Origin of the sequence: Gordonia otitidis (assembly GCF_020735545.1) — a bacterium.
GTDB classification, from domain to species: Bacteria; Actinomycetota; Actinomycetes; order Mycobacteriales; family Mycobacteriaceae; genus Gordonia; species Gordonia otitidis.
In genome coordinates, this window is record NZ_CP085974.1 from 4,086,008 (window position 1) to 4,111,162 (window position 25,155).

The window sequence follows — 25,155 nt, forward strand, 5'->3', positions numbered from 1 at the left end:
CGGACGCGGTCGATCGCCGGGTCACTACACTGAGTTCGTGGCAGGCCGAATTCCCGATCGTGACATCACGGCGATCCGTGAGCAGACACGCATCGAGGAAGTCATCGGCGACTACGTCGCGCTACGTCCGGCGGGTGCCGATCGACTCAAGGGATTGTGTCCCTTCCACGACGAGAAGACCCCCTCATTCCACGTCCGTCCACATCATGGGCACTTCCACTGCTTCGGGTGCGGGGAGGGCGGCGACGTCTACAGCTTCCTGCAGAAACAGGAACACGTCAGCTTCGTGGAGGCGGTCGAGCAACTCGCCGACCGGATCGGCTACCAGATCCACTACGAGGGCGGGGGGACGTCGGTCGCCCGAGATCGCGGCACCCGAGCGCGATTGGTCGCCGCAAACGCCGCAGCCCAGAAGTTCTACGCCGCCCAGTTGCGGTCGCCGGATGCACAGCCTGCCCGCGATTACCTCACCGAGCGGAACTTCGATGCCGCCGCGGCCGCGACCTTCGGTTGCGGGTATGCGCCTGCGGGCTGGGACACCATGACCAAGGCGTTACTCTCGGAAGGTTTCGAGTTCGCCGAGCTCGAGGCCGCCGGCCTGTCGAAACAGGGACGCAAGGGGCCCATCGACAGGTTCCATCGTCGCCTTCTGTGGCCCATCCGCAATCTCGGTGGAGACATCATCGGTTTCGGAGCTCGCAAGCTGTTCGACGACGACAACCTCGGCAAGTACATGAACACCCCGGAGACCATGCTGTACAAGAAGTCTCAGGTGCTGTTCGGGCTCGACCACGCCAAGAAGAACATCGCGAAGAGTCATCAGGTTGTCGTGGTCGAGGGCTACACCGACGTGATGGCCATGCACATGTCGGGCGTCACGACCGCCGTCGCCTCGTGCGGTACCGCGTTCGGTGAGGATCACCTGGCGCTCATCCGCAGACTGATGATGGATGATTCCTACTTCCGGGGCGAGGTGATCTACACCTTCGACGGCGATGAGGCCGGAAAAGCCGCTGCTCTCAAGGCTTTCGAAGGAGAGCAGTCCATCGCGGGCCAGACCTTCGTCGCGATCGCGCCCGAGGGGATGGACCCGTGCGAATTGCGCCAGGAGCGTGGCGACGCGGCTGTCCGTGATCTCATCGCTCGCCGGGTTCCGATGTTCGAGTTCGCCATCAAGGCGGTTCTGGCGGGATTCGATCTCAACACCGCAGAGGGTCGCGTGCACGCGCTGCGCGACACCGTGCCGGTGGTGGCGCGGATCAAGGACGTGGCTCTACGCGACGAGTACGCGCGCCAACTCGCCGGTTGGGTCGGCTGGGAGGAAGTGGGACAGGTCCTGGCTCGGGTCCGTGAGGAGGGCGCACGCGTCTCCCGTGCGCACGGCCGTCCATCGGCTAGTGGTCGGGGACGACAGATGCGACGCGACCGGCCAGAGGCGCAGAAGGCGCCCGGTCCGGGTCGTCCGAGTCCCGACGATCCCCGGCTGTGGCCGCAGCGCGAGGCGCTCAAGGCCGCACTGCAATACCCGGCTATCGCGGGGACCGTCTTCGACTCGCTTCCTGAGGAGTGCTTCACCGAGCCTGCCTACACCGTGGTCCGGAATGCGATGTCGGCGTTGGGCGGAACGTCATCGGGCATGGGCGGTACCGAATGGATCGACGCCGTCAACCACGAGATAGACAACCCTGTCGTCGGACCGATCGTGACCGAACTCGCCGTCGAACCCATGCCGGTCAGCGAGCAGAACATCCCGCGCTACATCGGCAGCGTCCTGGCACGTTTGCAGGAGGTCTGGGTCGGGTCGCAGATCGCCGACATCAAGTCGCGGTTGCGACGTATGGCGCCCTCGGACGACCCCGACGGATACCACGCGGTGTTCGGCGACCTCGTCGCCCTGGAAGCGTATCGGCGCAGCCTGCTCGAGCAGGCCGTCGACCCTGTCGTCGACGCCGGATGAGCGTGGTCAGGCGGCGTTGAGCCTGCCACCGGGGCGGAGTTCCTCGGGGAACATCGGCCGATGGGGATCCTCGGAGTTGTATCGGCAACCGCCGGAGTACGTGTGGGCGCCTGAGCAGCGGTCAGGTGTGGGTCGGGGACATCCCCAGATATGGTCTGCACTCATCGTCTCGCCTCCTCGAGGCTCGGGCAGGTGGTGATGGCGCTGCAACGGCGAAGCGGCCTGGACAGGAGGCCTGACGGCCTACCGAAAGTATGGTGCGCTACCTGACCGATCGGCCAGTTGACGGGAGGTTTTCCTCGACGCGGGCGAAAAGTGGCGTCAGTCACTCGATGGCGACCCGCGCGCGGTCGTCGATCCGGCGACACCGGGAGGGGTGAGGCCGGGGCTCACCGACGACCTGCGGAGCGCTACCCGCGGACCCTCGCCGGCGGACATGTGCGGTACTCTGCTTCGGGCACATGCCCGATCGGGGCGGTAGCTCAGTTGGTTAGAGCCGCGGACTCATAATCCGTAGGTCGCGGGTTCGAGCCCCGCCCGCCCCACCGTTCTGACCTGGCGTTTTGTCCTTGTGTAACTCGATACGCTAGAGTCAGCGTTCGGTTCTGGTGCTCTTCGAGGCACCCGGATCGTGAGCAGTCCCCCATAGCTCAATTGGCAGAGCATTCGACTGTTAATCGAACGGTTACTGGTTCGAGTCCAGTTGGGGGAGCAAGAAAACCGCCTGGTCACAGGCGGTTTTTTGCTTTCAAGGGTGTAGCACGTGCAACTAGCGTGCAATACGCGGCCCGGTGTGAAACAGATCGGCCCCGGTTGGTGCTTCCCACACCTTCCAGGGCCTCGACTCACCGGAGGCAATTCCGATGCATCGTCATCACACCTTAGCTGCTGACTGCGTCACGATCATCGTGACGGTCGCCCTCTACCTCATCCCGCTCGCCGTCCTGCGACTCTGCATCGACCTCGGGTGGCACGCATGAGCGCCCCGACGATGTACCCACCGACCGCGACAGAACGAAGCGGCCTCGGCGGCAACTGCTCAGACTTCCTCGATTGGCTCTACGACCTATGGGACTCATCCGGCAGGTACCGAGGGGACGCGCGCCACGCTCGCAGTGAGGGTGACTCATGAGCACGCGCGAAGATCTCGCTGCGCTGCTGTCCGTCGTCAAACGCGGCGACCTCACCGACAGCGAGGTAGCCGCAATTGTCGTCGTGCTTGAACATGCCGCGCGCCGTCTAGGTGTGGAGTTCATCCCCACACCTCCGCTACTCGAATTGGTGCGGTCATGATTGCCAACCGCCAGCATTGGGCGGACCGTGCAGCGGACGCACTGCACCGGGTTCGTTCCGAACCGCTGAGCGACGAGCAGATGGTGCTACTCGCATTGGCACTCGAATCAGTCACGGCCAGCATGCCCGCAACTGACCTCACCTATCGGCCTCACCTCGAGGTCGTCCGATGATCGATGGCGCCCTGCGAACCGAACTACTCCGCGACCTCGAAAGCGTGATGGGCCAAGTCAGGTTCCGCGACCTATCAACTGAGGAAGTCGCCGCACTACTCGGAATCATGCGCGGTGCCGCCGACCGACAGAACACAGCCACCCGACTTCTCACCGGGCGACCTCACCTGGAGGTAATGCGATGATCGGCGATCACGACTACTGGCTGCTGGAGTTAGCGGCTGCCTGTCGAAGTCTCGAGCCAAGCCAACTGAGCACCGCACAGTTGGCTGCGATCACCGCGGTCCTGAGAGCGCTCAGCGGAGACGAACACGAACCCGCTCCAGATTCCACGCAGCCCACACACCTGCGCCTGGTCTGAGCGCGGCAAACGCGCGACTGCCCTAACGGCTCAACCGTGTTCATCATCACCACGGTTGCCGGGTTCGACTCCCGGCAAGGGCATTCAGCGCACGCAACCACTCCAACCGCGTGCCCGTCGTCTCCGACCAGCCCGACGAAAACCAGCGGTCAGCACGTAGCCCAGTCCTCAGCCGTGCTCTGAGGCCACCAGTCCCGACCTCGCGAACCGAGACGCGGTGCCATGACGATCACACCTGCCCATCGGGCACGGTGCTAGGAGTCGTGGCCGGACGCGATAGGGGCATGGTTGTCGTGGGTCGAACGGGATGGGGTTCAACGCGCGGCCACCCGCAGGGTGTCCATCGTCGGTGACACCCCCCCTAGTACCTCCCGATGGTTGCCATTGCGCGTCGGTTCTCCTGCCGGCGTGCTTCGTTGAACGCGTCCTCCACTCGAGCTGTCGACACGTGGTACTCGACGTGATCGCGGTAGCCGCCAGCGTTCGCAGGAGCCTGCTGCCGGATCGACGGCAGCGGCCTGCGAGCGTTGATCGACTCAAGGATCGGCAGATTCGCCTGGGCGGCTTCGCGTTGCACCACGTACTCGCCACCTTCCAGCCAGGAAGGAATATCACCGTGGCCGTAAACCTCACCACCGCTGTGGTACCAGTGTGGGGACCGTGACTGCCACAACTCCCACGCCTTCGACGGATTGCCGTAATCGGGACGCCCCGCAATGTATTTCGCCGCCGCACGGGCCTGCACCTTCGGATCAGGCGACTTCGACTCGCCCACGGTTGCCCACGTCGAATCCAGGAACTGTGGGATACCGAACGCCGTAGACCCCGGATTCTGCGCATTCGCATCCCAAGATGATTCGCCGTTGTAGAGACGCAATGTGTCCAACCACTGGTTACCTGTCCAGCCACGCTTCACCCACTCAGCCCAAAACGCTTCCTTGCCACCGGGAGACCCCGCAGCAATACCGCCCTCGGGGGTGTTCGTCGGCATCGCCGGAACAACGGGCTGCTGATACTGCACACCAGCTTTCGCGTTCGGGTCGGGCGTCGGCAGGTCATAGGTGGGCTGAACATTCGTCGCCGCCGCATCAGTGATCGGCGCAGCAGTGGTGGACTGCGCCGCCGATCCCTGCTGCGCTTGCTTCTCTGCGGCCTGCTTATCGGAGAACGCCTTCAGCCGCTTGTCGCGAGCCTCGGGGGTCTCCCACGACACCAGTGCGCCACTGATGCCAGACATCTTCTGTTGGTCCACATTCGACTGAACTGTCGATCCAATATCGGTCGCTGTCTTCAACCAGCCGGGAGAATCGTTGACACCGAACATATCGAACGCGTCCTTGACCTGCCCAGCAATCAGTTGCTGCGCCATAAACCCGGCCCACCCGGAGAACGACGTCGGATAGTCCTTCTTCCCCGACGACGACGCATCAGGCGCATACTCGGGAGAGGCACCTCTCCCCGACTGCTGGTTAAGCTGGTCGACTTGCGGCACACCAGTACCCGACCAGCTCGGATCTGTCGCTGATCCGATGGCGTTCGGGTTCTTGTCGAACGGGTTCGGCTTTGGCTTCGCATTCAGCGGGCCACTGAAGCGGGTGTGCACATGGTCTTGATGGCCCGGATAGTCGGACGCGAAGTACGAACCATCAGTGTCCGGCTGACGACCATGCCAGCCGATCTTCTGCCCAGTGTTCGGGTTTTGCCAGATGATCTGCTCAAGGGTTGGCGAGTTCGGTGCGACACTGAATAGATACTCGGCAAACTTCTGCATCGCATCCTGAGTGCCCGACCAGTCAATACCACGATTCAGGTGATTCGGATTCGGCGCATAACCCGCCTCATTGCGGTCAGACTCCTGATGCCCCGGATAGGTCGACGGCTTAACACCATGACTCTCGAGCGAATGCACCCACGCAGGGAAAATATCGCCACCACTGCCATAGCCGCCCGTGTTCGTGCCAGTCGGCAAACCATACGTCTCATCGGTGACTGCGCCACCATCGGCAAATCGTCGTGCGTTCACTCGGTCGAAGAATCCGACACCGTACTTCGAGACCGCTGCAGCCTGAATCACGTACTCGCCGTTAGACAGCATGGCGGGTATCAGGTCGTCGCGAGGACCACCCGGACCCGAGATCGCACCACCCGCAGCCTTAAGGAGCGGCAAGTCGGGAGTTTCGATGTCGACGCCCTTGCCGCCAATGAGCGGAATGCTATCGGGGATATGCATGGAGATGTGGAAGTCGTTCCACGCCTGAATGATCCAGTTGATGGCGCCCTTGAACGCGTTCTTCAACCCATCCCACGCGCCTGACACGGCGTTTGTGATGCGCTGCGGTAGACCCGTGAAGAAGTTGACGATGTCACCAACCCGTGCTCCTACCCAGTCCTTTGCCGCCGTAATCCCGTTCTTGAAGGTTTCCCACACCTGGGCAACAAACCCGCCCATTTCCTGAGCCTTCTGCCACACCCACTGAAAGCCTTGAACCAAACCGTCGATGACGGGCTTGATGACGTTGTTCCAGGCGAACGAAATCGCGGTCTGAATGCCCTCCCACACCGATTGGACGATGTTGCGGAAGGTCTCAGAGTGCTTGTACGCGTAGATGATTCCCGCCGCCAGTGCTGCAATCGCGATCACAATCAGACCGATCGGGTTGGCGTTCAACGCTGCGTTCAGCACCCACTGGACAGCGCTCCACGCTGCCGTCGCCACCTTCACCAGCTTCAACGCCTCAGCCATCTGCTGAATGGTCGTCACTGCACTCGCCAGGGTCTGCAATCCCTTGAACGCGATGATGCCCGCAATGATCTGCGGCAAATACTGAGCAATGACGGGCAGCAGTGGAGCTATCAACTTCAACCCCGTCGCCAGAGCACCCCCGATGACCTGCGCCGACTGCGACAGTGCCGGGATGGCCGGAATCAACGCCGCCATCATCGACTGCAGCAACTGCCCCAGCACCGGCAGCACAGGCTGCAGCCCGGTCGCGAGAGCCGAAATGAACTGCGCCAACGTCGGCATAATCGTCGTCAACGTCTGCGCCAACTGCGCACCCACACCCCCCAACGCGGGAGCCACCGTCTGAGCGAACTGCCCCAACGACGCAAACAGCGGACCCATAGACGGACCCACCGCAGCGCCCATCTGAATCATCGCCGACGTGAACCCGGCAATCATCGGCGCCATCCCCGACAGGGCGCCACCGATACCCGAAATGAACTGCTGCATCGTGCCATTCGCCGACAACTGGGCGAACACACCCGACAGCGACGACAAAGTGGACTTGAACGTTGAGTTCATGTACCCGGCGACCTGCGTCAATGACGACTGCAACCCACCCAGATTCTGGTTCGCGAACTGGGTGACCGACGCCCCCAACCCCTCAAACAGGCGGTCCTGGACCGTCGTCTTCATCTGATTCCACGCCGGACCAAGCGCACGTATCTGGGTCACAAAGTCACGTGCGTTCGGCGACAGCTTCGCCATCGCCTCCGCAAACTTGTCCACCCCACCAGCGCCGGCACCAGTTTCAATGGCAGCCTTCGCGAGATCCCGTTGCGCATCAGCGAGATTGCGGTTCGAATCCGCCAGACGCTGATTGGCCTCCACCAAACCATTCCGCGCATCAACCACACCACGATCAGCCTCGGATAGCTTGTCGTGCGCCGCATTCACGATGTCGGAGTTACCGACACCCTTCGCATTCGCCGCAGCAGTATCCGTCCGCTGATCCGCCGTCCGCGACTTCGCCTCATCCAAACGCTGCTGCGCCTCACGCACATTCAACGCCGCCTCGGCACGATCCAGACCCGTCGCCTTCGGATCAACAGCAGTCTTTGCCTGATCCCCACGAGCACGCGCCAAAGCAATCTCGGCGCGCTCCTGCGAAATCTCCGCATCCGCAAGCTGGTCGTTCATGTCCCGCAAGTAGCGGGTCGCCTCCTGATACGAGTCATTCAAATCCCGTTGAGCATCAGCAGCCTTCCGCTCAGCCTCCACCACACCCTGCTGTGCGTCCGCCACATCACGGTGCGCATTCGCCACCTGATCGACAGCATCCCGCACCTTCTCCTGTGCCGAAGCAACACGGTCAGCGGCATCCTCTGCAGCCTTACCGGCCCCCGCAGCCTCGGTGTTCGCAGCCTTGAAAGCGCCGATAATCCCTGACGAACCAATCAGGCCCGCGGCACCGATCGCACCAATCGCCGCACCCGCGCCCGCAGCAGCGCCCGCCACACCGAGCAGCGCAGGAGTGAGCGCGGCGATGCCGACCGCGAGTGCACCGAACTTGATCGCAGCCATCGCCGACAACCCACGGTTCGCGTCATCCGCACCCGACGCCACACCCCGCAACCCGGAACCATCGACATCGATACGAACACGTCGATCCCGAGACAACTCATCCAACCGTGCACGAGCAGCAGCGTCATCCACATCAACACCGATCTCGATGTCACGTGTCTCGGCCCGCAACTCATCCATACGAGCACGAAACCCAGTCAGGTCAGCACCGACGTCAATGTCGTACTCAACCTTGATGCGTTCGAGCTTCTCCTTGATCTCCGTCGCCAGATTCGACGTATCACCATGAATGTCGATCGATGCTGAGCCAGCGTTATACGTTGCCACGGTCAGTCCTCCTCAACGCTCTCCGAGGAAAGCTCCACCCGCTCACGAGCTTCCGGCCACGACGACGGATACGCAGACGGCGACGCCACATCCCACGGAATCCGCTCACCACCACCCGTCCTAGGCGCCCGATCCTTCTTCTCAGCCCCCGGATGACCCGCAGCAGGCCTCCACGCATCCGGATACTCGCTACCCATCACAAGACCCCCAAACCAAGCGAAACGGCGCACGCAGATGGTGGGGCCTGGTGCACGGATAGGTGACAGGGTTAGTCACGCGGCCTGAGGGGCCTCGTGGTTGATGATGGTCTCGAATTCAATGGGGGTCAATCTGCCGAGGCGGTCCTGTCGTCTGCGGCGGTGGTAGGTCCGTTCGATCCAGTGCACGATGGCGGCCCGGAGCTCGTCTCTGGTGGCCCAGGATCGACGGTCGAGGACGTTGTTCTGTAGCAGCGAGAAGAAGCTCTCCATCGCCGCGTTGTCACCACACGCACCGACCCTGCCCATCGACCCGAGCATGCCGTGCCGGGTGATGGCCTTCTGCATCTTCTTCGAACGAAATTGAGACCCTCTATCGCTGTGCAGAACGCAGCCGGCCACGTCCCCTCGCCTGGCGACAGCGCTGTTCAGGGCGGCCACGGCCAGGCGGGACTTCATTCTCGAGTCGATCGAGTACCCGACGATCCGGCCCGAGTAGACGTCCTTGATCGCGCACAGGTACAGCTTGCCCTCGGCCGTCCAGTGCTCGGTGATGTCGGTCAGCCACAGCTCGTTGGGGCCGGGCGCGGTGAAGTCTCTCTTGACGAGATCGTCGTGTACAGGCGGGCCGGCCTTGCGGTGCTTGCCGCGGCCTCTCTTGCTGATGGTGCTGGTCCAGCCGCCGGCGGAGCAGATCCGCCACGCCGTCCGCCGGCACATCTTCTCGCCTGCGGCTTCGGCCTCGTCGGCGAGGTAGCGGTAGCCGAACTCCGGGTCTTCGCGGTGGGCGTCGAACAGGGCGTTGGCCCGGTACGCCTCGGCGAGCTCGGCGTCGGTGATCGGGTTCTTGCGCCACCGGTAGTAGGGCTGGCGAGCGATCTTGAGTACCCGACACGCCACCGTGACGGGGATGCCGTCAGCGGCCAGCTCACTCACGAGCGGGTACCACCTTTTCCCGGCAGATTCGCTTGGGACAGGTACGCCGCCGCCCGGCGTAAGACCTCGTTCTCCTGTTCAAGCAGGCGCACACGCCGCTTGGCCTCGCGCAGCTCACGCGATTCGGCCGACGTGGTGCCGGGCTTGATCCCGGCCTCCACGTCGGCCTTGCGGATCCACTTGTTCAGGGTCATCGGGTGGATACCGAAGTCGGCAGCGATCTGTTCGAGAGTCACACCGTCTTCACGGTTCTGGGCGACGCGGACAACGTCGTCGCGGAACTCCTGGGGATAGGGCTTGGGCACAGCTGGCATCCTTCCAGGCCGCCCGGCAGGGCAAGCCAGATCAGATGTCACCTACTCGTGCACCAGCCCCATGCGCCTGCTCCGGGGTGTGGCTCGGTGGGGAGTCGGAGACGCGCTTTGCGTGCGGCGATTCCTGCGCGTGCTTCGGCTTGGGTCTTGGGTTTGTGGCAGGCGTGGCAGAGCAGTCGCGCGTTGTCGAGGGTGTCTTGGCCTCCACGTTTGACGTTGATGATGTGGTCGAGGTCCAAGCGGTGGATGCGTCCGTCTGCACCGCATTGGGCGCAGCGGTTGCCGTCACGGACGATGACTGCGCGTCGGAGTCGCCGCCAGTTCGCTGTGCTGGTGCGGGGATCACCTGCGCCCCAGTTGTGGGATGGCATCGCTTCTCCTTGTCGGTGGTTGGTTGTGGCTGGCCCTGACGACCTCCTGGGTCTGCGTGTCAGGGCCAGCCGGTGCGTGGTGTCAGCGGACTGCGGGCGCTGACGCCACGCAGGTCATCAGACGTCGAGGGCTACTGCGACGGGTAGTCCAGTTGTGCCCGCCTCGACTGCTGTGCCCACTGGGATACCAGTGTTGAGGGGTATGACTCGGCCTTGTGCATCTGATTCGACTTGGGTTCCCGCGGTGATGCTGGCTCCTGCGATGAGTGGGATGATGCCCTCGCGGAGTGCGGTTCCGAGTGCGCCGGAGGCGATGTCGGCGGTTGCGACGCCGAATGGTTTGGCGCCTGCGGGACACAGTTTGGTGGGGAAGTTCCCGTCATAGGCGGATGCGATTGCGACGAGTCGTCCACCGCTGAGTGCGGTGGTGGCGCGAATGGTGACGCTGGCTCCTGGGCGGAAGAGTGGTTTGGTTTCGTTCGCCATGATCGTGGTTCCTTTCAGGAGTAGATGGTGGCGCGTTCTTTGGCCTGGGTTTCTTCTCGTTCGCGTTGTGCTTCGGCGAGGATGAGGCGGGCTTCGGTGACTGTGTTGAGCACGAGGGCCGAACTGATTTGGTGCCACTTGCCACCACGTGGTCCACCGCTTCCGTTCGGAAGTGTGAGAGCGCGACCAACGTCGAGCAGCCACCGGGTTTCGCCTGCGAAGAACGCAGCCTCCCGTGCTCGTGGCGTGTGCCACGGCTGGAGTCCGCCGAGAACGTTGAATCCGGTGACTGCGAGAAGTTCGATGAGTGCGCCGACTTTGTCGAGGGTGCCGCGGTGTTCACCGAGAGCGCGCCAGGCGGCGATGTAGTCGTCGTCGGCCTCGGAGAGGTCCGCTGCGGTGGCGTTCGGTAGCACAAGATTCGCAGCTTCGGCGATGGCTGCGGATGCTTCGGTGAATGCAGGTCGAACGGACTCGATGATCGAATCGCCAGCGCTACCGGCGACGAGGATTGAATAGCGTTGTAGCAGCCCGTGAACTGCCTGCGCGCGGACGGTTGTGGGCTCGATGGTCGGTTGCCTGACGGCTTGGTCGAGCAGGTCTACGGCGGTGTCGCTGGTGAGTGCTCCGGTGCGTGCTGCTACCGAGATGTCGAAGGTGTCGGGGCCGTGCCAGTTCCGCACTTGCTTGATGGTGTCGGCGATGGCGTTGAGCTCGTCGGGCATGGTGCCGCCGAGTGCGGTGACGAGTTCGCTGAGTTCGCCGGGGGTGCTGATGTTGATGTCCATTGCTAGCCCTTTCGGGGTGTCCAGTTCGCTGGGTAGGTGGGTTCGGGTGGTCGGAGGCGTGCGACGAAGGCTGCGAAGGTGGCGTCGTCGCCGCGCACTGCCGCGACGAACGCTTTCCAGTCCGGCTCGTCGAGGGAGGCGAGCGACTGCTCAACTGCGAGTAACGCTTTCGATGTCGCCATGCCCTCTTCTTTCGATCTCTCGGCGCGGTATCCACCACCGGTTGGAGCGTTTGACGCCGCCGAGGGTGGGTGCCAGGCGCGCCATATGGCGTTGTGTGGTGCCGAGGATGTCGGCTGCTTCTGCTGAGGTCATCATGTCCAGATCAGCTGTGGCGGAGACAGTTTCGTGTCCGCTACATGACATGGGGTGTGTGCGTAACCACTCGTCGAGAGCGACGACCTCCGAAGGAACCGAGCGGCCGGCGAGAACGCGCTCACGCACAAAACACGCGATGGCATACCTCGCCGACCCCTCGTGCCGGTCAGGGATCACGGCGCACCTAGACGGCGTATCGCTTCCACTTTCAACGCCGCGATGTCATAGTTCGGCGACGCCTTCAACATGTACTCCCAGCATGTCGTCGCGAGGAACAACAGGAGGGTGCCGACCTCTTCGGGCGCGATGTTCAGGTCATTGATGACGGGTCCGAGGTCGTCGTGTCGGGAGGCTGCGGCGAGGAGTGTCGCGGCCCGATTCGCGGCGAGTCGGTACTGCTCGCGATCTGATTCGTTCACTTCTGTTCCTCCGATTGGGCGGCGTTGATTCGTCGGCGTGGTGGGTCCGGCTGCTTGTCGATGTACTTCTGGAGGCAGGCTCGGCACGTCCAGCCATGCACGCTTCCGGCGTGGGCGCGGCACGGACCACCGCAGCGTTGGCACTTCACATCGCCTCCAGCGGGCCAAAAACCTCCACGCGCAGCCGCGCCGCGGCGTCGTCGACGTAGACCCTGTAATGCCCCCGGTCGGGTGTGCCGGGGTCGTGTGGTCGTCGATCGGTGAACAGCAGCCGTTCGCCGCGATGCTCCGGCACAGCCGCGAAGATGTGGCTGATGTGAACGTGGTTGTCGACCATCTCGGTCGCGCGGATGACCCGGCCATCGCTGTAATGAGTGAACTCGAATGTTGCGCGCTGGAGATCGGCGACAGTGCTGGCAAGCGCGTCCGTCTCGTCAGGGTGCTGGTCGCAGACGCCATGATCAGAGAGGACATCGATCGTCCAGGCGTGGGTGTCGACTGTCTCGAGCGCGGCGTGAATCAGCATGTCGGTCGCGAGGTTCGGTGATTGCATGATTAATCCTTCTTGCATGAGAGGTGGAGGCCCGCGGCGATGTCGTCGGCGAGGGTCATTGGGAAACGGCAGATGGCGCACTGGGGAGGCCGGGGTTCCTGCGTTACCGGCGTTACCTCCGTTACCGAGGTAGCGGGAGTAACGGCAGTAACGGATTCATCCGGCCCTACCTGGGGTAGGTACCTTTCCCACGAGTCCGCCAACGATGCTGCGGAGTAACCGCGGATCGGGGAGTTTTCTATCTTGTACAAGTGGGGTTTGATCCCGTACTTGCCCAACCTGTTTGCAAGGCCGCGGGCGTCGAGTGGATCACCCCGACGAATCGTGGACCACGGAGACTCATCGAGGTCGTTGAGGGCAGTCAAAATGCTCTCGGTTGACATCCGATCGGTGTCGCCGAAGACGGCGCGTAGGTCGCGAAGGAGCATCACACCAAGGCTGGGGGTGCGATCCTGCGAAGCCGTTACCAGTGTTACCGCCGCTACCCGTGCCCGCTCAGGCCAGTCACCACCGGCAAGGTCAGCGACAGCCAACAAGGCCTCCCACACATCAGCGTTTCGGTCCTCGACACCGTCCGGCATCTCAGGCCACGCATCCACTGCCTGCTGGGCGACACTGGCTGTCCACCCGTGGATCTCGTCAGCGAGCTCGGCAGCCTCGGGTCCGTTGATCCGCAGCCGCCACGGCTCGACCTTCTCGCCCGGAGCTCGACGACGCATCCGCACGACCACCGAACGGGTCATGATCGTGTCGGGTAGATCGTCGAGGCCAGCGAGAGCAACAGCGCAGTAAGCCTCGAGCTCTTCGGTCTCGACATTCTTCCCGCGGATCACGCAGCGACCTGCTGTGGCGCCTTTGCGGTGACCGGCATTCAACATGCCGCGAATGTCCTCGTTGTCCTTGGCGCGGGGACCAAAGACAGTGTCGACCTCGTCGTAGAGGATGGTGGGCTTGCCACCCTCATCGGCGACCTTGCGGAAAAGGTAAGCAGGAGTTGTGTTCACGGCGTGTACCGGGCGCGGAACCAGAGGTTCGGTGACTTCCAGCGCACGAGATTTCCCGCTACCCGGTTCAGGACTCAGGAACGCGAGCCGCGGGGTCGACTCCCACTTGTCAATCAACCACGTATGCGCGATCCAGAGCACGTGCGCGACGAGCGCCGCCTCCGAGGGGTATGACACAAAGCGTGACACAAAAGTCTCGATCTTCTTGAGCACTATGTCTCCAAGCACTATGTCTCCGTTCACGAGACCACCCGCTCCACGTATGCACCTGAGCGGATTGCGCTGTCTCGGTTACGAACCCGTTGTGCGACTGCCGCCCAGTCCGCGGCCTGAGAGACCTCGCGGGCGGCTTCCTTGAGTGCGAGCCTTCGTTCCTCGATGGCGTCTAGTCCTTGTTGAAGGCAGCAGAGCACACCGCAGGTGAGTAGCGAGTGGTATCGGGCACGGTCGACACCTTCAGGGAGTTCGACGTCGAGGAGTTGGTACCGCAGCGCATTTGCTTCGTCGTAGTTCACAGCCGACCTCCCGCTTTGCTTCGGCAGCGGGGACCGACCTGGACAGCCACGCTCTTCGGATCGGTCAGCGGGTGCCCACAAACTCGGCAGGGCAATGACACGGTGAAGCCCAGCTCTGAGGCAGCTTCGACGACGGCTTGTTCGTAGATCTCGTCCGCAGTGCGTGACGTGGTGCGGGCGTCTGGTTTATTATTGAGATAGTCCATTCGCCAGGATTTTTGAGCCCCGTTGCGGTTGCCAGCCGCAGCGGGGTTTCGCTTTGCGATCACTCGACATCGCCGCCGATCTCGTCCGCCTGGTACTCGGTATCGAGTAGGTCGGCTTGCTGCTCAAGGTGTGTGTAGTCGGGGCTGCTCATGCGGCACCACCGAAAGGCTTCATCGAGGCGTCGACCTCGTTGAGATCGATTCGAATGACTCTGCGCCCGTTGCGGTATCCGCAGATTCGGCCATCCGCGATCATTTGGCGAATAGTGCGGTCGGTGACGCCGAGATAGTCGGCGGCGACGTTGATTGTTGCCCAACGTCGGGGCAGGGTGGTTTTGGCCACCAGAACCTCCAGAGACGAAAATGGAGAACACCGAGAAACCTCACGCAAGATCTGCTTGCAGTGCGGTTACTCGACGCTCTCCGATCACGTCTGTTCGACCACCAGGGTCTTTCAGGAGAGGGGCCTATATCGGCGGCCTCCGACGCCGTTCGGTCCGATTAACCTCCAGGGTGAATCTGACCTAGCTTCGATGTTCGATTGTTTGTTCCGTGTGCTTCCACGTCACTCTTATAGAACAGCATGAGATTCCGTCTGTCGCAAGTCATTCGCTCGGAGTGTCGCCGATCATCCTGGAAAGTGCTTCGGCGATCTTCTTATCGCGCCCTCTGGAGGCGTGCTGATATCTCATCGCCGCCGATACCGTCGAATGCCCAAGGCGTGCCTGTAGTTCCGCCAGGGTGGCGCCAGTTGCAGCCGCGAGGACGGCACCGGTGTGCCTCAAGTCGTGAAACCGAAGGTCGCTGCGCTTCGCAGCGTCGCGTGCTGGATAGAAGTAGCTGTAAAGCGTTGTGGGAGTGAGATACCCGCCTTTCGGCGCAGGAAAGAGCAGTGCATCCTGCTTCGGCCCGGTGTGCTCGTTGAGGTGTGTCTCGACTGCTCCAAGCACGTGCGGGGGAACGTGGACGGTCCGGGTACCAGCTTCGGACTTCGCCGAGTCTTGGGCAACGTAGGCGCTCTTCTCGGCGTCCCACACGGCGCCGCGGGTCACCGACACCGCGCCGGCCACGAGGCGTCGTTCGCCCGTGTCCTCGTCCGCCTCGTACTCGAGTGTGACGTCGCGGCGTCTAATTTCGATGAGCTCACCGAAGCGCAGCGCGCACCAGGCGGCGAACAACGTCATGAGCTGGTAGCGCGCAGGCATCGCGTTGACGATGGTCTGGAGCTCGTCGATGGTGGCCGGGACCGTGCGCGATCGACGTCGTGACGATCCCGCGCCTTCGACGCGACAAGGATTCGCTGTGATCAGTTCGGCGTTGTAGGCGCTCGTCATGATGGTGCGCAGGAGTGAGTAGGCGTGTGCGCGCATGGTCGGGGCGTCTGGGAGTAGTTGGTCGTGCCACTTGCGGACGTCGGCAGGCGTTATCTCGTCGAGGCGCTTGGCCTTGAACGTTGGCAGCACATGGAGGTCGAGCAGGCTGCGGTAGTGGTCGCGGGTGCGGATCTTCAAGGGGCGGCCACGCACTAGGCGCGTACGTAGCCAGTCGTCGGCGTAAGGCTCGAACATCGGTGACTCTGCCTGGTCTGCGGTGGCGGGGTTCCAGAGCCCACGATCGATCTCTCGGCGACGGTCGGTCAACCAAGCTTCGGCGTCGACCTTCGCGGCGAACGTGTGCGGAGCGGTGTGCTTGGCACCATCGGGGCCGGTGTAGTGGGCTTGATGGCGACCACTGGGGAGCTTGCGAATTGCCCCGAACTCGCGTCGCTGTCGTCTCGGCTTCGCCATCCCGCCCCTTGTTCTCGTGCAACAATCGTGCAATAAGAACTTACATCACGTTCCGCTTGCCTCCGCAGTTTTCCACATGTACTGTCAGCCATGACCGCAGGTAAAGAGCTAATTCCTGAGGTCACCCCTACAAAAGCATCACACCGGGCAAACTGGTTCGAGTCCAGTTGGGGGAGCAGAGAAGTAGCAGTTCAGAGGCGGCCCCGAGGCAATCGGGACCGCCTCTGCTGCTGTCGGGAGCACCACGGCGTGCATGGTCCAGACGATCAGTGCTCTCTCAGCACGTGTACTGGTCCGGAAACCGGACGCACAGCGGTGGCAGGGGCTGGTTGGGACCGTAACCGTCAGCGGAGTTCGGATCGTAGGTCGGTCTCACCGACCTCCACTGCCCGTTCTCACACGTCGTGTAATTGCCTCCGCCGTCATTGATCACGGCTCCGTCGTTGCACTGAGCTGTCGGTGTCGGTGATTGTGTCTGGTCGTCGGCCCAAGGATGTCGCGGAGTCTGCCCGTTGTCGACGGTCCACTCATAGTTGTCACACACGATCGCGGTGCCGTTGGCGTCGACGGCGCGACGGCCTATGTCGGCTCCGATACACGCATCACCGATCGCCGGTCCTGCTGCCTGTTGCGGAGCATCAGGGGTTGTCTGCGGCACCTCGACCGTTGTGGTGGTAACGGATCGCGAGGCGCCGGGCGCGCTGCTCGACGCAGCCGAAGAGGACGCAGACGAAGAGTACGCGGGCCCGGTCGAATCGGCGCCGGCACAACCGGTCAGCCAGAGAAGCGCCGACGTGACTCCGGCGACGAGGAGAGCGGGTCGTCTCATGTCTAAGTCCTCTGACTCGCCGGTGGGGTTCGGCAAAGGGGAGAATTCTACGAATCTGTGGCGAATACTCTCACATCTCTCGTCCATCAGAAGGATATTTCGGGCATTGCCGGGAAGTGCGACGAAACATCTGTGACATACCCGCGGATTCGCGGGCCTTCTGGACGAAAGACCCTTTCTGGATGGTCAAGCAACTCCTAACGTCGTGTGTAGAGGCGTCTCATCCGAAGAAGACACGTCAGGAGGTCGACACCATGTCGTCGCATTCACCACTTTTCTATGTTCTGCCCGGACTGGCGATCGCGATGGGCCTTATCTTCGCTGCGGCGGGGATCGGCGACATCGCGAACTACGGTGGCGGAGTTGCGGCCTGGCTCTACACGATCGTCGGCCTGGTGGTCGTTCTCGTCGGCGCCGGAGTGATCGGTGTGAGTCGCGGAAGTTCATCGGAGTAAGACAGTTCATCTGGGTAATACAGTTCATCTGGGTAACGCTCCGTCTTCGGCGAGCGGAAACCGGCCGTGCCCCAATGGTGCGGCCGCGTACGCCGACATCTGGGAATACAAGATTTGCTACAATTTTTGGTGTCAATGGTGACATCCGGACGAGGCGCGCCGTACCCGGCCAGCGACAAGACGGCGCTCGGAGGTTTGACGTCTCGTGTCGTGGATCGTACTGATCATTTCTGGGGTTCTCGAAGCGGTGTGGGCAACTGCGCTCGGTAAATCCCACGGCTTCACACAGGTCGTTCCGACCATCATTTTCGCGGTGGCGTTATTCGGTTCGATGGCTGGTCTTGCATTTGCATTGCGCGAGTTGCCGACCGGTACCGCATATGCGATTTGGGTGGGCATCGGCGCCGCGCTGACGGTCACTTATGCGATGGTGACCGGCACGGAATCGGCGTCGTTGCTCAAGATCGGACTGATCTTCCTCATTGTCGCGTCGGTCGTCGGTTTGAAACTCGCGCACTGAGTCGCCGACATGCGTCGGGAGTCGCAACTACTCTCGCGATCATGGCGATGAACAGTGAACAACGGCAGGCATTCCTCGCGCAGCCGCATATCGGCGCGCTTTCGGTCGAGGCGGGCCCGGACCGGGCGCCACTCGTGGTGCCGATCTGGTATCAGTACGAGCCCGGCGGCGATCTGTGGTTTCTGACCGGTGCGGAGTCGCGCAAGATCACGCTGCTTCGCGAGGCCGGACGCTGCACGATGATGGCGGAAGTTGTCTCGCCGACAATCGCCTACGCCGCGGTGTCGGGGCCTGTCATCGACTATGTCGACGGCACGAAGGACGATCTCGTCGAGATGGCGACACGATATCTGCCCGCCGAGAAAGTGGCGGGCTACGTCGAATTCGCCACGTCCGATCACGGTGCGCAGACAAAGGTCGTCGTCCGACCGCAACAGTGGGTAGCCTCAGATTTGGGTTCGGTCTGAGGCGGGAGCGGTCCAGATACCGCTCCGCTCGAGGTGGTGCGTCAAGCGCGCTGCGCCGTCGGTGAATTGGCGACGCGTTTGCGTCACGGCCTCATCGACGTCGCCGCGCCGGTAGGCGTCGACCAGCCGCTCATGGCTGTCGACGGCGGTGTTGCCCCACTCGGGGTCGTTCGCGTAGAGCCGCGCCGGTGTGTACCGCGTGGCCGCGAGTAGAAACCACGCCAACTTGGTGCCGCCGGCGATGACGTTGTGGGTGCGGTGGAATTCGAACTCGGCCTCCATCACCCGCTGCTCGTCCCCTGCCTCGACGGCTGCGCGGAGTTGTCGGATCCACCACTGGAGTTCGTCGAGGTCGGCGGGTGTCACCGCTGCCGCGGTGCGAAGCGCGAGTCGGACCGCGATCTCGCCCTGCAACCAGAACAGATCGTCGACGTCGACTCGATCGAGTGGACCCACGCGGTAGCCGCGGTGCGGCTCGAGGTCGACCATGCCCTCGCCGCGGAGAGTCAACAGCGCTTCTCGTACCGGGGTGACACTCACACCCAACTCGGCTGCGACGTCGTCGAGTCTGATGAAGTCGCCGGGTCGGATGTCGGCGGTCATGATGCGGTGCCGAATGTGGGCGGCCACTTCTTCGGACAGTTGAGGGCGCCGCGGGATCCGACGCGACGCCCTCGACCCGTCAGAGTCCGAAGGTCTTGCCGATGATGTCGCGCTGGATCTCATTCGTGCCACCGTAGACCGTCGAGATGATCGCGCCGCGCATCAAGCGCTCGGCGTCGAATTCGGTTGCGTAACCGTAGCCTCCCATCATCTGCATGGCGTCGATGGTCATGCGTTTCGAGGTCTCGGTGGCCTTGAGCTTCGCCATCGACGCTTCGCGGGGGAGGAGCTTGGTGGGGCTGTCGTCGGCGAGTTGTGCCACCGAGTAGACGAGTTGTCTGGTGCACTCGATCTCCGTGGCGAGATCGGCCATGCGGTGCCGCAGTGCCTGGAACGAGCCGATGGGACGCCCGAACTGCTTGCGCTCGGTGATGAAAGCCAGCGTGTCGGCGAACGACCGCTCTGCCACGCCCAGTTGCATGGCAGCGAGGATCAGACGCTCGGTGTTGAGTCCGGCCATCAGTTGATTCCAACCATTGCCGACCTCGCCGACGACCGCGGAGTCGGGTACTCGACAGTCCGTGAAGTACAGGTCGTTGACCTCGCGGCCGCCGAGCGTGTCGATACCTTTGATGACCAAACCCGGTGTGTCGGCGGGGATGTGGAACTGCGTGATGCCCTCGTGCTTCTTGCCGGTGTTCGAGGTGCGGGCGATCAGCAGGATCGACCGCGCGAAGTGCGCATTGGAACACCAGGTCTTCTGACCGTTGATGATCCATCCGCCGTCGACCTTTTCCGCACGGCAGGTGAGATTCGCGACGTCGGAGCCCGCCTCGGGTTCCGACATCGAGATCGAGAGTGCATCTCCGTTGACGACGCCGGTGAGGACCTCCTTCTTGAGTTGATCGTCGGCGAAGCGGTTGTAGGCCAGTGCCGTGATGAAGGTGGGTCCGATGCCGCCGATGGGCGCCATGCCGCGCATCGCCTCTTCGAGCAGGATGCACATCTCGACGTTGCCCGCGCCGGACCCGCCGTAGGTCTCCGGCAGCATGATGCCAGTCCAACCCACGTCGGCCATCTTCTGATAGAGCTCGCGGGAGTGGAGCTCTCGTCCGCTTCTGGTGTAGCGATTGCGCTGCTCACGGGTACCGAGTTCGCGCTGGCAGAAATCGGCGACCGACGTCGCGAATGCCTGTTGTTCCTCTGTGAACTTCACTGGTGTCCTCTCGCTGGGGAACGGGCTGGGATGTGACCATCCTTACACACGGTCATATATTTGATATTTCGACCGGTGGTCTGGGACACACCACCGGTGGCTACATTGGTTGCCATGCCCAAATCGCGTGTCCCCTCTGACGACGTGCAGGCCGAGCAGACGCGCCCCGCAGACGAAGTGATCGAGTCGCCGGCGGGCCATCACCAGTCGCGTTCACGGTCCGACGCCGACGCCGACGTCACGCCACTCGACGGTGAGGAATTCCTTGCTGCCAATCGCGGCAGGCGCGAGAAACTGCGTGCCGAGGCGGCCGACCGCGTGCCCCGCAGACTCGACACGACGAACGACGTCGGCGCGACGGGACGAGCGCGGAGGCTTGTCCGTGGGCGGACGCTGGTCGGGATCCTGGGGGTGTTGGTGGTTGCTCTCGCGATCTCGACCGGGGGGCTGGCCTACCTGTACGTGCGGGCCGACGATCGGGCGGCGAACGCCGGGCCGTCGGACGCCGACCGTGCCACGGTGCTCGACACCGCGCGCCGCTACGCCGTCGAACTGACCACCTACGACCCGTCGAATTACGCCGACCTCGATCGGCGGATCACCGAGATCTCCACACCCGAATTCGGTAAGACCTACATCGCGTCATCGCAGGATGCGCGCAAGGGGAACTCCAACGCCAAGGGCGTGTCGACAGCGAAGGCGCAGCGCGCAGGTATCGAATCGATGAGCGCCGAGCGTGCGGTGGTTCTGGTGGCGTTGGACCAGACGGTCAAGTCGTCAGAGATCGCGGCGCAGGTGCCCGACGGTATCCCGTACCAGTCGCGTGTCGAGATCACCCTCGCCAAGCGCAACGGCACGTGGTTGCTCGACGACCTCGCAACCGTGTGAGCGGTCCTGCGACGAACCGCGCGGGAGTCACGTCCGCTGCGGGCCGATGAGAATTGCGCAGCACAGATCGATGACCTGCTCGGCCGACGGCGACCGCGGGAGTCGCAGCAGGTCGGAGGTGACACCGAGCGCCGCGTGAACCAGAAAACGCGCCTGCGCACGGCTGATGGCATCACCGCGATCACGTGTGACCCACGCGGCCCATTCGTCGACGTTGGCGCGTTGTTGTCGACGCAGTGCGCTGCGTTCCGATGGCGGGAGGTGTCCGATCTCGCTCAGATACAACGACTGAAGTGCGTTGTCGCGCAAGAAGAGTCGCACGTACCTGTCGACGAGCTCCGCGAGCGCGGCTCGACTGGTTGTCGCTGCCGCCAGTGCTTCGGAGTTTGCCGCGCTGACGCGGTCGGATGCGCGCCAGAAGGCCGCCGACAAGATCGCGGACTTGCCGTCGAAGTGCCGGTAGACACCCGATGCGGGGATTCCGGCAGCGGCGGCGATCTCGTCGATGGTGACCTCGCCGAAGCCTTTGGCGGCGAACAACGAGATCGATTCGGCAAGCACGAGTTCACGCTTGGATGCCGGTGCGAGGCCCGATGGTGCGGTGCTGACCGTTGGGCCGGCGGCGGCCGTCGGAGGAACGTCGGCCAGCGAGAGCGCGGTTGCCACGAGCAGTCGGCGGATGTCGCGGTCGGGCAGTGTTGTGCGATGTGTCGTCGGACTCGCGACGACGCTGATCATCGCGGCTGCCACGACGTCTGCGTGTGGTCGGGGAGTGTCGGGCCGCAGTTCGAGAAGTGCCGCACGGATGCGTCGGTGCTGGTCGACCAGAACCGATCTCACGGTCGCGGCGTCGTCGCCACGTAGGAAACGCTGGTCCCACCGGTAGAGGCCGCCGGTTCTGCGGTGATCGATGGCGGACTGTGCGAGGGCGGTCAGTGCCGACTCGAGGTCATCGTCGGCTGCGTCGAGTGCGTCGGTGAGTGCTTCGGCGAGGAGTGCGGTGGTTTCGGCGAACAGTGCATATTTCGTCGGGAAGTGGCGGTAGAGCGCGGGAGTGGAGATTCCGACGAGCTCGGCGATCTCCTCGAGGCGCACGGCGTGGTAGCCGCGATCGCTGAACTCCGTCGCCGCGGTCCGCAGTATCAGTGCCCGACGGTCGGCGGGTCGTCGACGCGGCGGTGCAACGTCGTCACTCGCGGGCTGACTGCTCATCGGTCCAGAGTAGAGCGACCGCGTATTCGCCAGAGAGTAAATGGTGAAATCGTCTAAAACCGCTGGCTGTGACTGTGTGAGAGAACCGTAAGTTAATTGCGATTCCTGTGGTGCACATCTCATGTGCAGGTATGGTTGCGGCATGGATCACTCGACAGCCCGACGCTGTGCCACCGAGGGAGCGGCCCATGTCTGATACCCCGGCGGCTTCGGTCGCGGCGTCTGATCACACGACGGGCACCGGCATCGTGACCGAGGTCGATGATCGCGGCATCGCCCGCGTCACCATTGATCGCGCGGAACGGATGAACGCGCTCAACGGCACGGCGGCTGCTGCCCTCGTCGATTTCCTGACCACCCGATGCGCGGCAGCGGACGTCCGAGCGGTGATCATCGACGGCGCGGGTGGGAACTTCAGCACCGGCGCCGACATCCGCGACATCGCTGCGGACTCGGCCAAGAACGGAGGGATCGACGAGAGCAGTGCCGCGTCGGTGATCGGCGGCGGGTCGACGCTGGCCCGCGCGGTGCGCTCCGTGGCGGTTCCGGTGGTCGCCTCGGTCGACGGCGCCGCCGTCGGAATCGGAGCGTCGTTGGCCTTCGCGTCCGATCTCATCATCGCCACCAGGCGTTCGTACTTCCTTCTGGCGTTCACCAACATCGGTCTCATGCCAGACGGTGGTGCCACGCAGACGGTGGCGGCCGCTGTCGGTCGCGCGCGCGCCAACAGACTTGTCCTGCTCGGGGAAAGGCTGCCCGCGACAGAAGCTTTCGATGCCGGGTTGATCAGTGGACTCGTCGACGACAGAACCGCTCTCGACGCGGAGATCGCCGCCGTCTCCGCGCGCTTCGCGCAGAGCTCGAGCCAGGCGTTGCGACTGGCCAAGACCGCACTCGACGCCAACACCCTGGCGGGGTTCGAGGCGACACTCGAACGCGAGACCGACGGGCAGACCCTACTGCTGCAATCCGACGAATTCCAGGCGGCCATCGCCGCGTTCACCACCACACGCCGTCACTGACGTCGAGAAACCGAGGAGAGTATCCATGACCGCGACCGTTGACTCCGGGCAAGATCTCAGCACCGAACCACTGCGGTCTCGCCGCAACCATTGGAACAACCAGGTCCGGCGGCACGCACTGATGCAGCCCGACGCCCCAGCACTGAAATTCATGGGCGAGACGACGACGTGGAAGCAGCTCGACGAGCGCACCCGCGCGTTCGCTGCGGCGCTGAGTCGTCGGGGAGTGGGTTTCGGCGACAGAGTGCTGATGGTGCTACTCAACAGAACCGAGTACGTCGAAGCCATCCTCGGCGCCAACATCATCGGCGCGATCCCCGTGCCGGTGAACGTCAGGATGAGTCCGGCCGAGGTGGCCTACCTGGTGACCGACAGCGGTGCTCGCACGATCGTGACGGAGACGATGCTGGCGCCACTGGCCGACGCGGTCATCGCCGCAACCGGAGACGTCGACCAGGTGATCGTCGTCGGCGGCTCGGACAACGAGTCACATCTTGACTACGCCGACCTCGTCGCCGAGGACGCGGCGGACCTGCCCGAGATCGACATCCCCGAAGAGACCGTGGCGCTGATCATGTATACCTCGGGCACCACGGGAAAACCCAAGGGCGCCATGCTCACCCACACGAACATGCAGTCGCAGGCGCTCACCTGTCTGCAGGCGCTGCGCACGAATCGTGCCGACATCGGCGCCGGCGTCGCGCCGCTGTTCCACATCGCGGGTATCGGTGCCATGGCGCCGCTGTTCTACATGGGTGCGACGTCGGTCATCCATCCGCTCGGGGCGTTCGACCCCGATGCGATGCTCGACATGTGTGAGCGGGAGGGCATCACGTCGATCTTCCTCGTGCCCGCGCAGTGGCAGGCGGTCTGCGCCGCGCAACAGGCGAAACCGCGCGACGTGAAGTTCCGCGTCATCAGTTGGGGCGCGGCACCCGCATCGGACACTGTACTGAGGGCGATGAACGAGACGTTTCCGGATGCGTTGAACGTCGCAGTGTTCGGACAAACCGAGATGTCGCCGATCACGTGTGTGCTCGACGGCGTTGACGCGCTGCGCAAACTCGGGTCGATCGGCAGGGTGGTGCCTGCGGTCACCGCGCGCGTCGTCGATCCGATGATGAACGACGTGCCCGACGGGGAGGTCGGCGAGATCGTGTACCGCGGATCGAACATGATGCTCGGGTACTGGCAGAACCCGCAGGGCACCGAGGACGCCTTCCGCGGGGGCTGGTTCCACTCCGGTGACCTCGTTCGACGCGACGATGAGGGTTTCCTCTACGTGGTCGACCGGGCCAAGGACATGATCATCTCCGGTGGAGAGAACGTGTACTGCGCAGAGGTCGAGAACGTGCTCTACGGCCACCCCAGGATCGCCGAGGCCGCGGTGATCGGCAGAGCGGACCCGAAGTGGGGCGAGGTCCCGGTCGCGGTGGTGGTGACCGTCGACGGAGCCGACCTGACTCTCGACGAACTCGGACCATATCTCGACGAGAACCTCGCGAGGTTCAAGCAGCCGAAGGACATCGTGCTCGTCGAGGAATTGCCTCGAAACGCGGGTGGCAAGGTCGTCAAACCCCGCCTACGCGAGACGTACGGAAGCAAAGACGCGGGACTGGCGGACTGATCGTC

27 protein-coding genes, 2 tRNA genes and 1 riboswitch are annotated in these 25,155 nt (G+C 63.4%); of the genes, 11 read left to right on the top strand and 18 right to left on the bottom strand.

Features of this window, described 5'->3' with window-relative positions:
* The first annotated feature begins 37 nt into the window (after positions 1-37).
* Positions 38-1,957: a DNA primase gene (gene dnaG / locus LK459_RS18725; protein WP_227920004.1), complete on the top strand. Its 1,920-nt coding sequence runs from the start codon at positions 38-40 to the stop codon at positions 1,955-1,957.
* 6 nt (positions 1,958-1,963) lie between these two features.
* Here the strand turns inward: dnaG and LK459_RS18730 are convergent, their stop codons facing one another.
* On the bottom strand, positions 1,964-2,122 hold the full coding sequence (locus LK459_RS18730; RefSeq protein WP_169315792.1) for a hypothetical protein: 159 nt from the start codon (positions 2,120-2,122) through the stop codon (positions 1,964-1,966).
* Positions 2,123-2,428: 306 nt separating this feature from the next.
* Here LK459_RS18730 and LK459_RS18735 point away from each other — a divergent pair.
* The 4 genes from LK459_RS18735 (at position 2,429) to LK459_RS18750 (ending at position 3,423) form a co-directional block, all read left to right on the top strand.
* A tRNA-Ile gene (locus LK459_RS18735) sits at positions 2,429-2,502 on the top strand.
* A 94-nt stretch (positions 2,503-2,596) separates the two neighbouring features.
* Positions 2,597-2,669 (top strand) — tRNA-Asn (locus LK459_RS18740).
* A gap of 416 nt (positions 2,670-3,085) precedes the next feature.
* Complete coding sequence (locus LK459_RS18745) at positions 3,086-3,250, top strand: hypothetical protein (protein ID WP_227920005.1); 165 nt, start codon at positions 3,086-3,088, stop codon at positions 3,248-3,250.
* Complete coding sequence (locus LK459_RS18750; protein WP_227920007.1) at positions 3,247-3,423, top strand: hypothetical protein; 177 nt, start codon at positions 3,247-3,249, stop codon at positions 3,421-3,423. The genes LK459_RS18745 and LK459_RS18750 overlap by 4 nt, the downstream gene beginning before the upstream one ends.
* Positions 3,424-4,145: 722 nt before the next feature.
* On the opposite strand, the gene LK459_RS18755 is transcribed toward LK459_RS18750, so the two are convergent.
* From LK459_RS18755 to LK459_RS18820, 14 genes are all read right to left on the bottom strand, one after another.
* Positions 4,146-8,417, bottom strand: coding sequence for an aggregation-promoting factor C-terminal-like domain-containing protein (locus tag LK459_RS18755; RefSeq protein WP_227920008.1), 4,272 nt, complete (start codon positions 8,415-8,417; stop codon positions 4,146-4,148).
* A gap of 272 nt (positions 8,418-8,689) precedes the next feature.
* Positions 8,690-9,855, bottom strand: a protein-coding gene (locus LK459_RS18760) for an IS3 family transposase (protein WP_085948641.1) whose coding sequence is annotated in 2 segments (ribosomal slippage) — positions 8,690-9,568 and positions 9,571-9,855 — 1,164 coding nt in all. Because the reading frame shifts where the segments join, the coding sequence is not laid out codon by codon here.
* A 47-nt stretch (positions 9,856-9,902) separates the two neighbouring features.
* Positions 9,903-10,235, bottom strand: coding sequence for an HNH endonuclease (locus tag LK459_RS18765; RefSeq protein WP_227920009.1), 333 nt, complete (start codon positions 10,233-10,235; stop codon positions 9,903-9,905).
* Positions 10,236-10,352: 117 nt separating this feature from the next.
* A complete protein-coding gene (locus LK459_RS18770; RefSeq protein WP_227920010.1) occupies positions 10,353-10,721 on the bottom strand; it encodes a DUF2190 family protein in 369 nt (122 codons plus the stop codon).
* A 14-nt stretch (positions 10,722-10,735) separates the two neighbouring features.
* Positions 10,736-11,509 (bottom strand): hypothetical protein, encoded by a 774-nt coding sequence (locus tag LK459_RS18775; RefSeq protein ID WP_227920012.1) that lies wholly within the window; start codon positions 11,507-11,509, stop codon positions 10,736-10,738.
* 2 nt (positions 11,510-11,511) lie between these two features.
* Positions 11,512-11,691, bottom strand: a complete 180-nt coding sequence (locus tag LK459_RS18780; RefSeq protein ID WP_227920013.1) for a hypothetical protein — start codon at positions 11,689-11,691, stop codon at positions 11,512-11,514.
* Positions 11,692-12,000: 309 nt separating this feature from the next.
* Entirely contained in the window at positions 12,001-12,246 is a 246-nt protein-coding gene (locus tag LK459_RS18785) for a hypothetical protein (protein WP_227920014.1), read from the bottom strand.
* Positions 12,247-12,391: 145 nt separating this feature from the next.
* Complete coding sequence (locus LK459_RS18790; protein WP_227920016.1) at positions 12,392-12,799, bottom strand: hypothetical protein; 408 nt, start codon at positions 12,797-12,799, stop codon at positions 12,392-12,394.
* Positions 12,800-12,801: 2 nt separating this feature from the next.
* Positions 12,802-14,046: a DUF3631 domain-containing protein gene (locus tag LK459_RS18795; RefSeq protein ID WP_227920017.1), complete on the bottom strand. Its 1,245-nt coding sequence runs from the start codon at positions 14,044-14,046 to the stop codon at positions 12,802-12,804.
* Positions 14,043-14,318 (bottom strand): DUF2742 domain-containing protein, encoded by a 276-nt coding sequence (locus tag LK459_RS18800; RefSeq protein ID WP_227920018.1) that lies wholly within the window; start codon positions 14,316-14,318, stop codon positions 14,043-14,045. The genes LK459_RS18795 and LK459_RS18800 overlap by 4 nt, the downstream gene beginning before the upstream one ends.
* Complete coding sequence (locus LK459_RS23365; RefSeq protein WP_227920022.1) at positions 14,315-14,524, bottom strand: DUF6011 domain-containing protein; 210 nt, start codon at positions 14,522-14,524, stop codon at positions 14,315-14,317. The genes LK459_RS18800 and LK459_RS23365 overlap by 4 nt, the downstream gene beginning before the upstream one ends.
* A gap of 148 nt (positions 14,525-14,672) precedes the next feature.
* The gene (locus LK459_RS18810; RefSeq protein ID WP_227920023.1) at positions 14,673-14,867 is read right to left on the bottom strand and encodes an excisionase family DNA-binding protein; all 195 of its coding nucleotides are present in this window, start codon (positions 14,865-14,867) and stop codon (positions 14,673-14,675) included.
* Positions 14,868-15,129: 262 nt separating this feature from the next.
* Positions 15,130-16,311, bottom strand: coding sequence for a tyrosine-type recombinase/integrase (locus tag LK459_RS18815; RefSeq protein ID WP_227920024.1), 1,182 nt, complete (start codon positions 16,309-16,311; stop codon positions 15,130-15,132).
* Between the two features lie 277 nt (positions 16,312-16,588).
* Positions 16,589-17,140 (bottom strand): hypothetical protein, encoded by a 552-nt coding sequence (locus LK459_RS18820; RefSeq protein WP_227920025.1) that lies wholly within the window; start codon positions 17,138-17,140, stop codon positions 16,589-16,591.
* A gap of 254 nt (positions 17,141-17,394) precedes the next feature.
* On the opposite strand from LK459_RS18820, the gene LK459_RS18825 reads away from it, so the two are divergent.
* From LK459_RS18825 to LK459_RS18835, 3 genes are all read left to right on the top strand, one after another.
* The gene (locus tag LK459_RS18825; RefSeq protein WP_039993617.1) at positions 17,395-17,595 is read left to right on the top strand and encodes a hypothetical protein; all 201 of its coding nucleotides are present in this window, start codon (positions 17,395-17,397) and stop codon (positions 17,593-17,595) included.
* A gap of 126 nt (positions 17,596-17,721) precedes the next feature.
* A riboswitch (guanidine-III (ykkC-III) riboswitch) is annotated at positions 17,722-17,785 on the top strand.
* Between the two features lie 15 nt (positions 17,786-17,800).
* On the top strand, positions 17,801-18,115 hold the full coding sequence (locus LK459_RS18830) for a DMT family transporter (protein WP_007237689.1): 315 nt from the start codon (positions 17,801-17,803) through the stop codon (positions 18,113-18,115).
* Between the two features lie 41 nt (positions 18,116-18,156).
* Positions 18,157-18,582, top strand: coding sequence for a pyridoxamine 5'-phosphate oxidase family protein (locus LK459_RS18835; protein ID WP_007237690.1), 426 nt, complete (start codon positions 18,157-18,159; stop codon positions 18,580-18,582).
* Here LK459_RS18835 and LK459_RS18840 read toward each other — a convergent pair.
* Complete coding sequence (locus tag LK459_RS18840; protein WP_227920026.1) at positions 18,562-19,308, bottom strand: GntR family transcriptional regulator; 747 nt, start codon at positions 19,306-19,308, stop codon at positions 18,562-18,564. The genes LK459_RS18835 and LK459_RS18840 overlap by 21 nt on opposite strands.
* Positions 19,265-20,401: an acyl-CoA dehydrogenase family protein gene (locus LK459_RS18845; RefSeq protein WP_227920027.1), complete on the bottom strand. Its 1,137-nt coding sequence runs from the start codon at positions 20,399-20,401 to the stop codon at positions 19,265-19,267. The genes LK459_RS18840 and LK459_RS18845 overlap by 44 nt, the downstream gene beginning before the upstream one ends.
* Before the next feature lie 114 nt (positions 20,402-20,515).
* Between LK459_RS18845 and LK459_RS18850 the strand changes: the two genes are divergently transcribed.
* Positions 20,516-21,289, top strand: coding sequence for a hypothetical protein (locus tag LK459_RS18850; protein WP_227920028.1), 774 nt, complete (start codon positions 20,516-20,518; stop codon positions 21,287-21,289).
* Between the two features lie 27 nt (positions 21,290-21,316).
* On the opposite strand, the gene LK459_RS18855 is transcribed toward LK459_RS18850, so the two are convergent.
* A complete protein-coding gene (locus LK459_RS18855; protein WP_227920029.1) occupies positions 21,317-22,501 on the bottom strand; it encodes a TetR/AcrR family transcriptional regulator in 1,185 nt (394 codons plus the stop codon).
* A gap of 188 nt (positions 22,502-22,689) precedes the next feature.
* Between LK459_RS18855 and LK459_RS18860 the strand changes: the two genes are divergently transcribed.
* Positions 22,690-23,523 carry an enoyl-CoA hydratase-related protein gene (locus tag LK459_RS18860; protein ID WP_227920030.1) on the top strand — a complete coding sequence of 278 codons (834 nt, stop codon included), beginning with the start codon at positions 22,690-22,692 and terminating at the stop codon, positions 23,521-23,523.
* Positions 23,524-23,548: 25 nt separating this feature from the next.
* Positions 23,549-25,150, top strand: coding sequence for a fatty-acid--CoA ligase FadD5 (gene fadD5, locus LK459_RS18865; protein ID WP_227920032.1), 1,602 nt, complete (start codon positions 23,549-23,551; stop codon positions 25,148-25,150).
* Positions 25,151-25,155 lie beyond the last annotated feature (5 nt).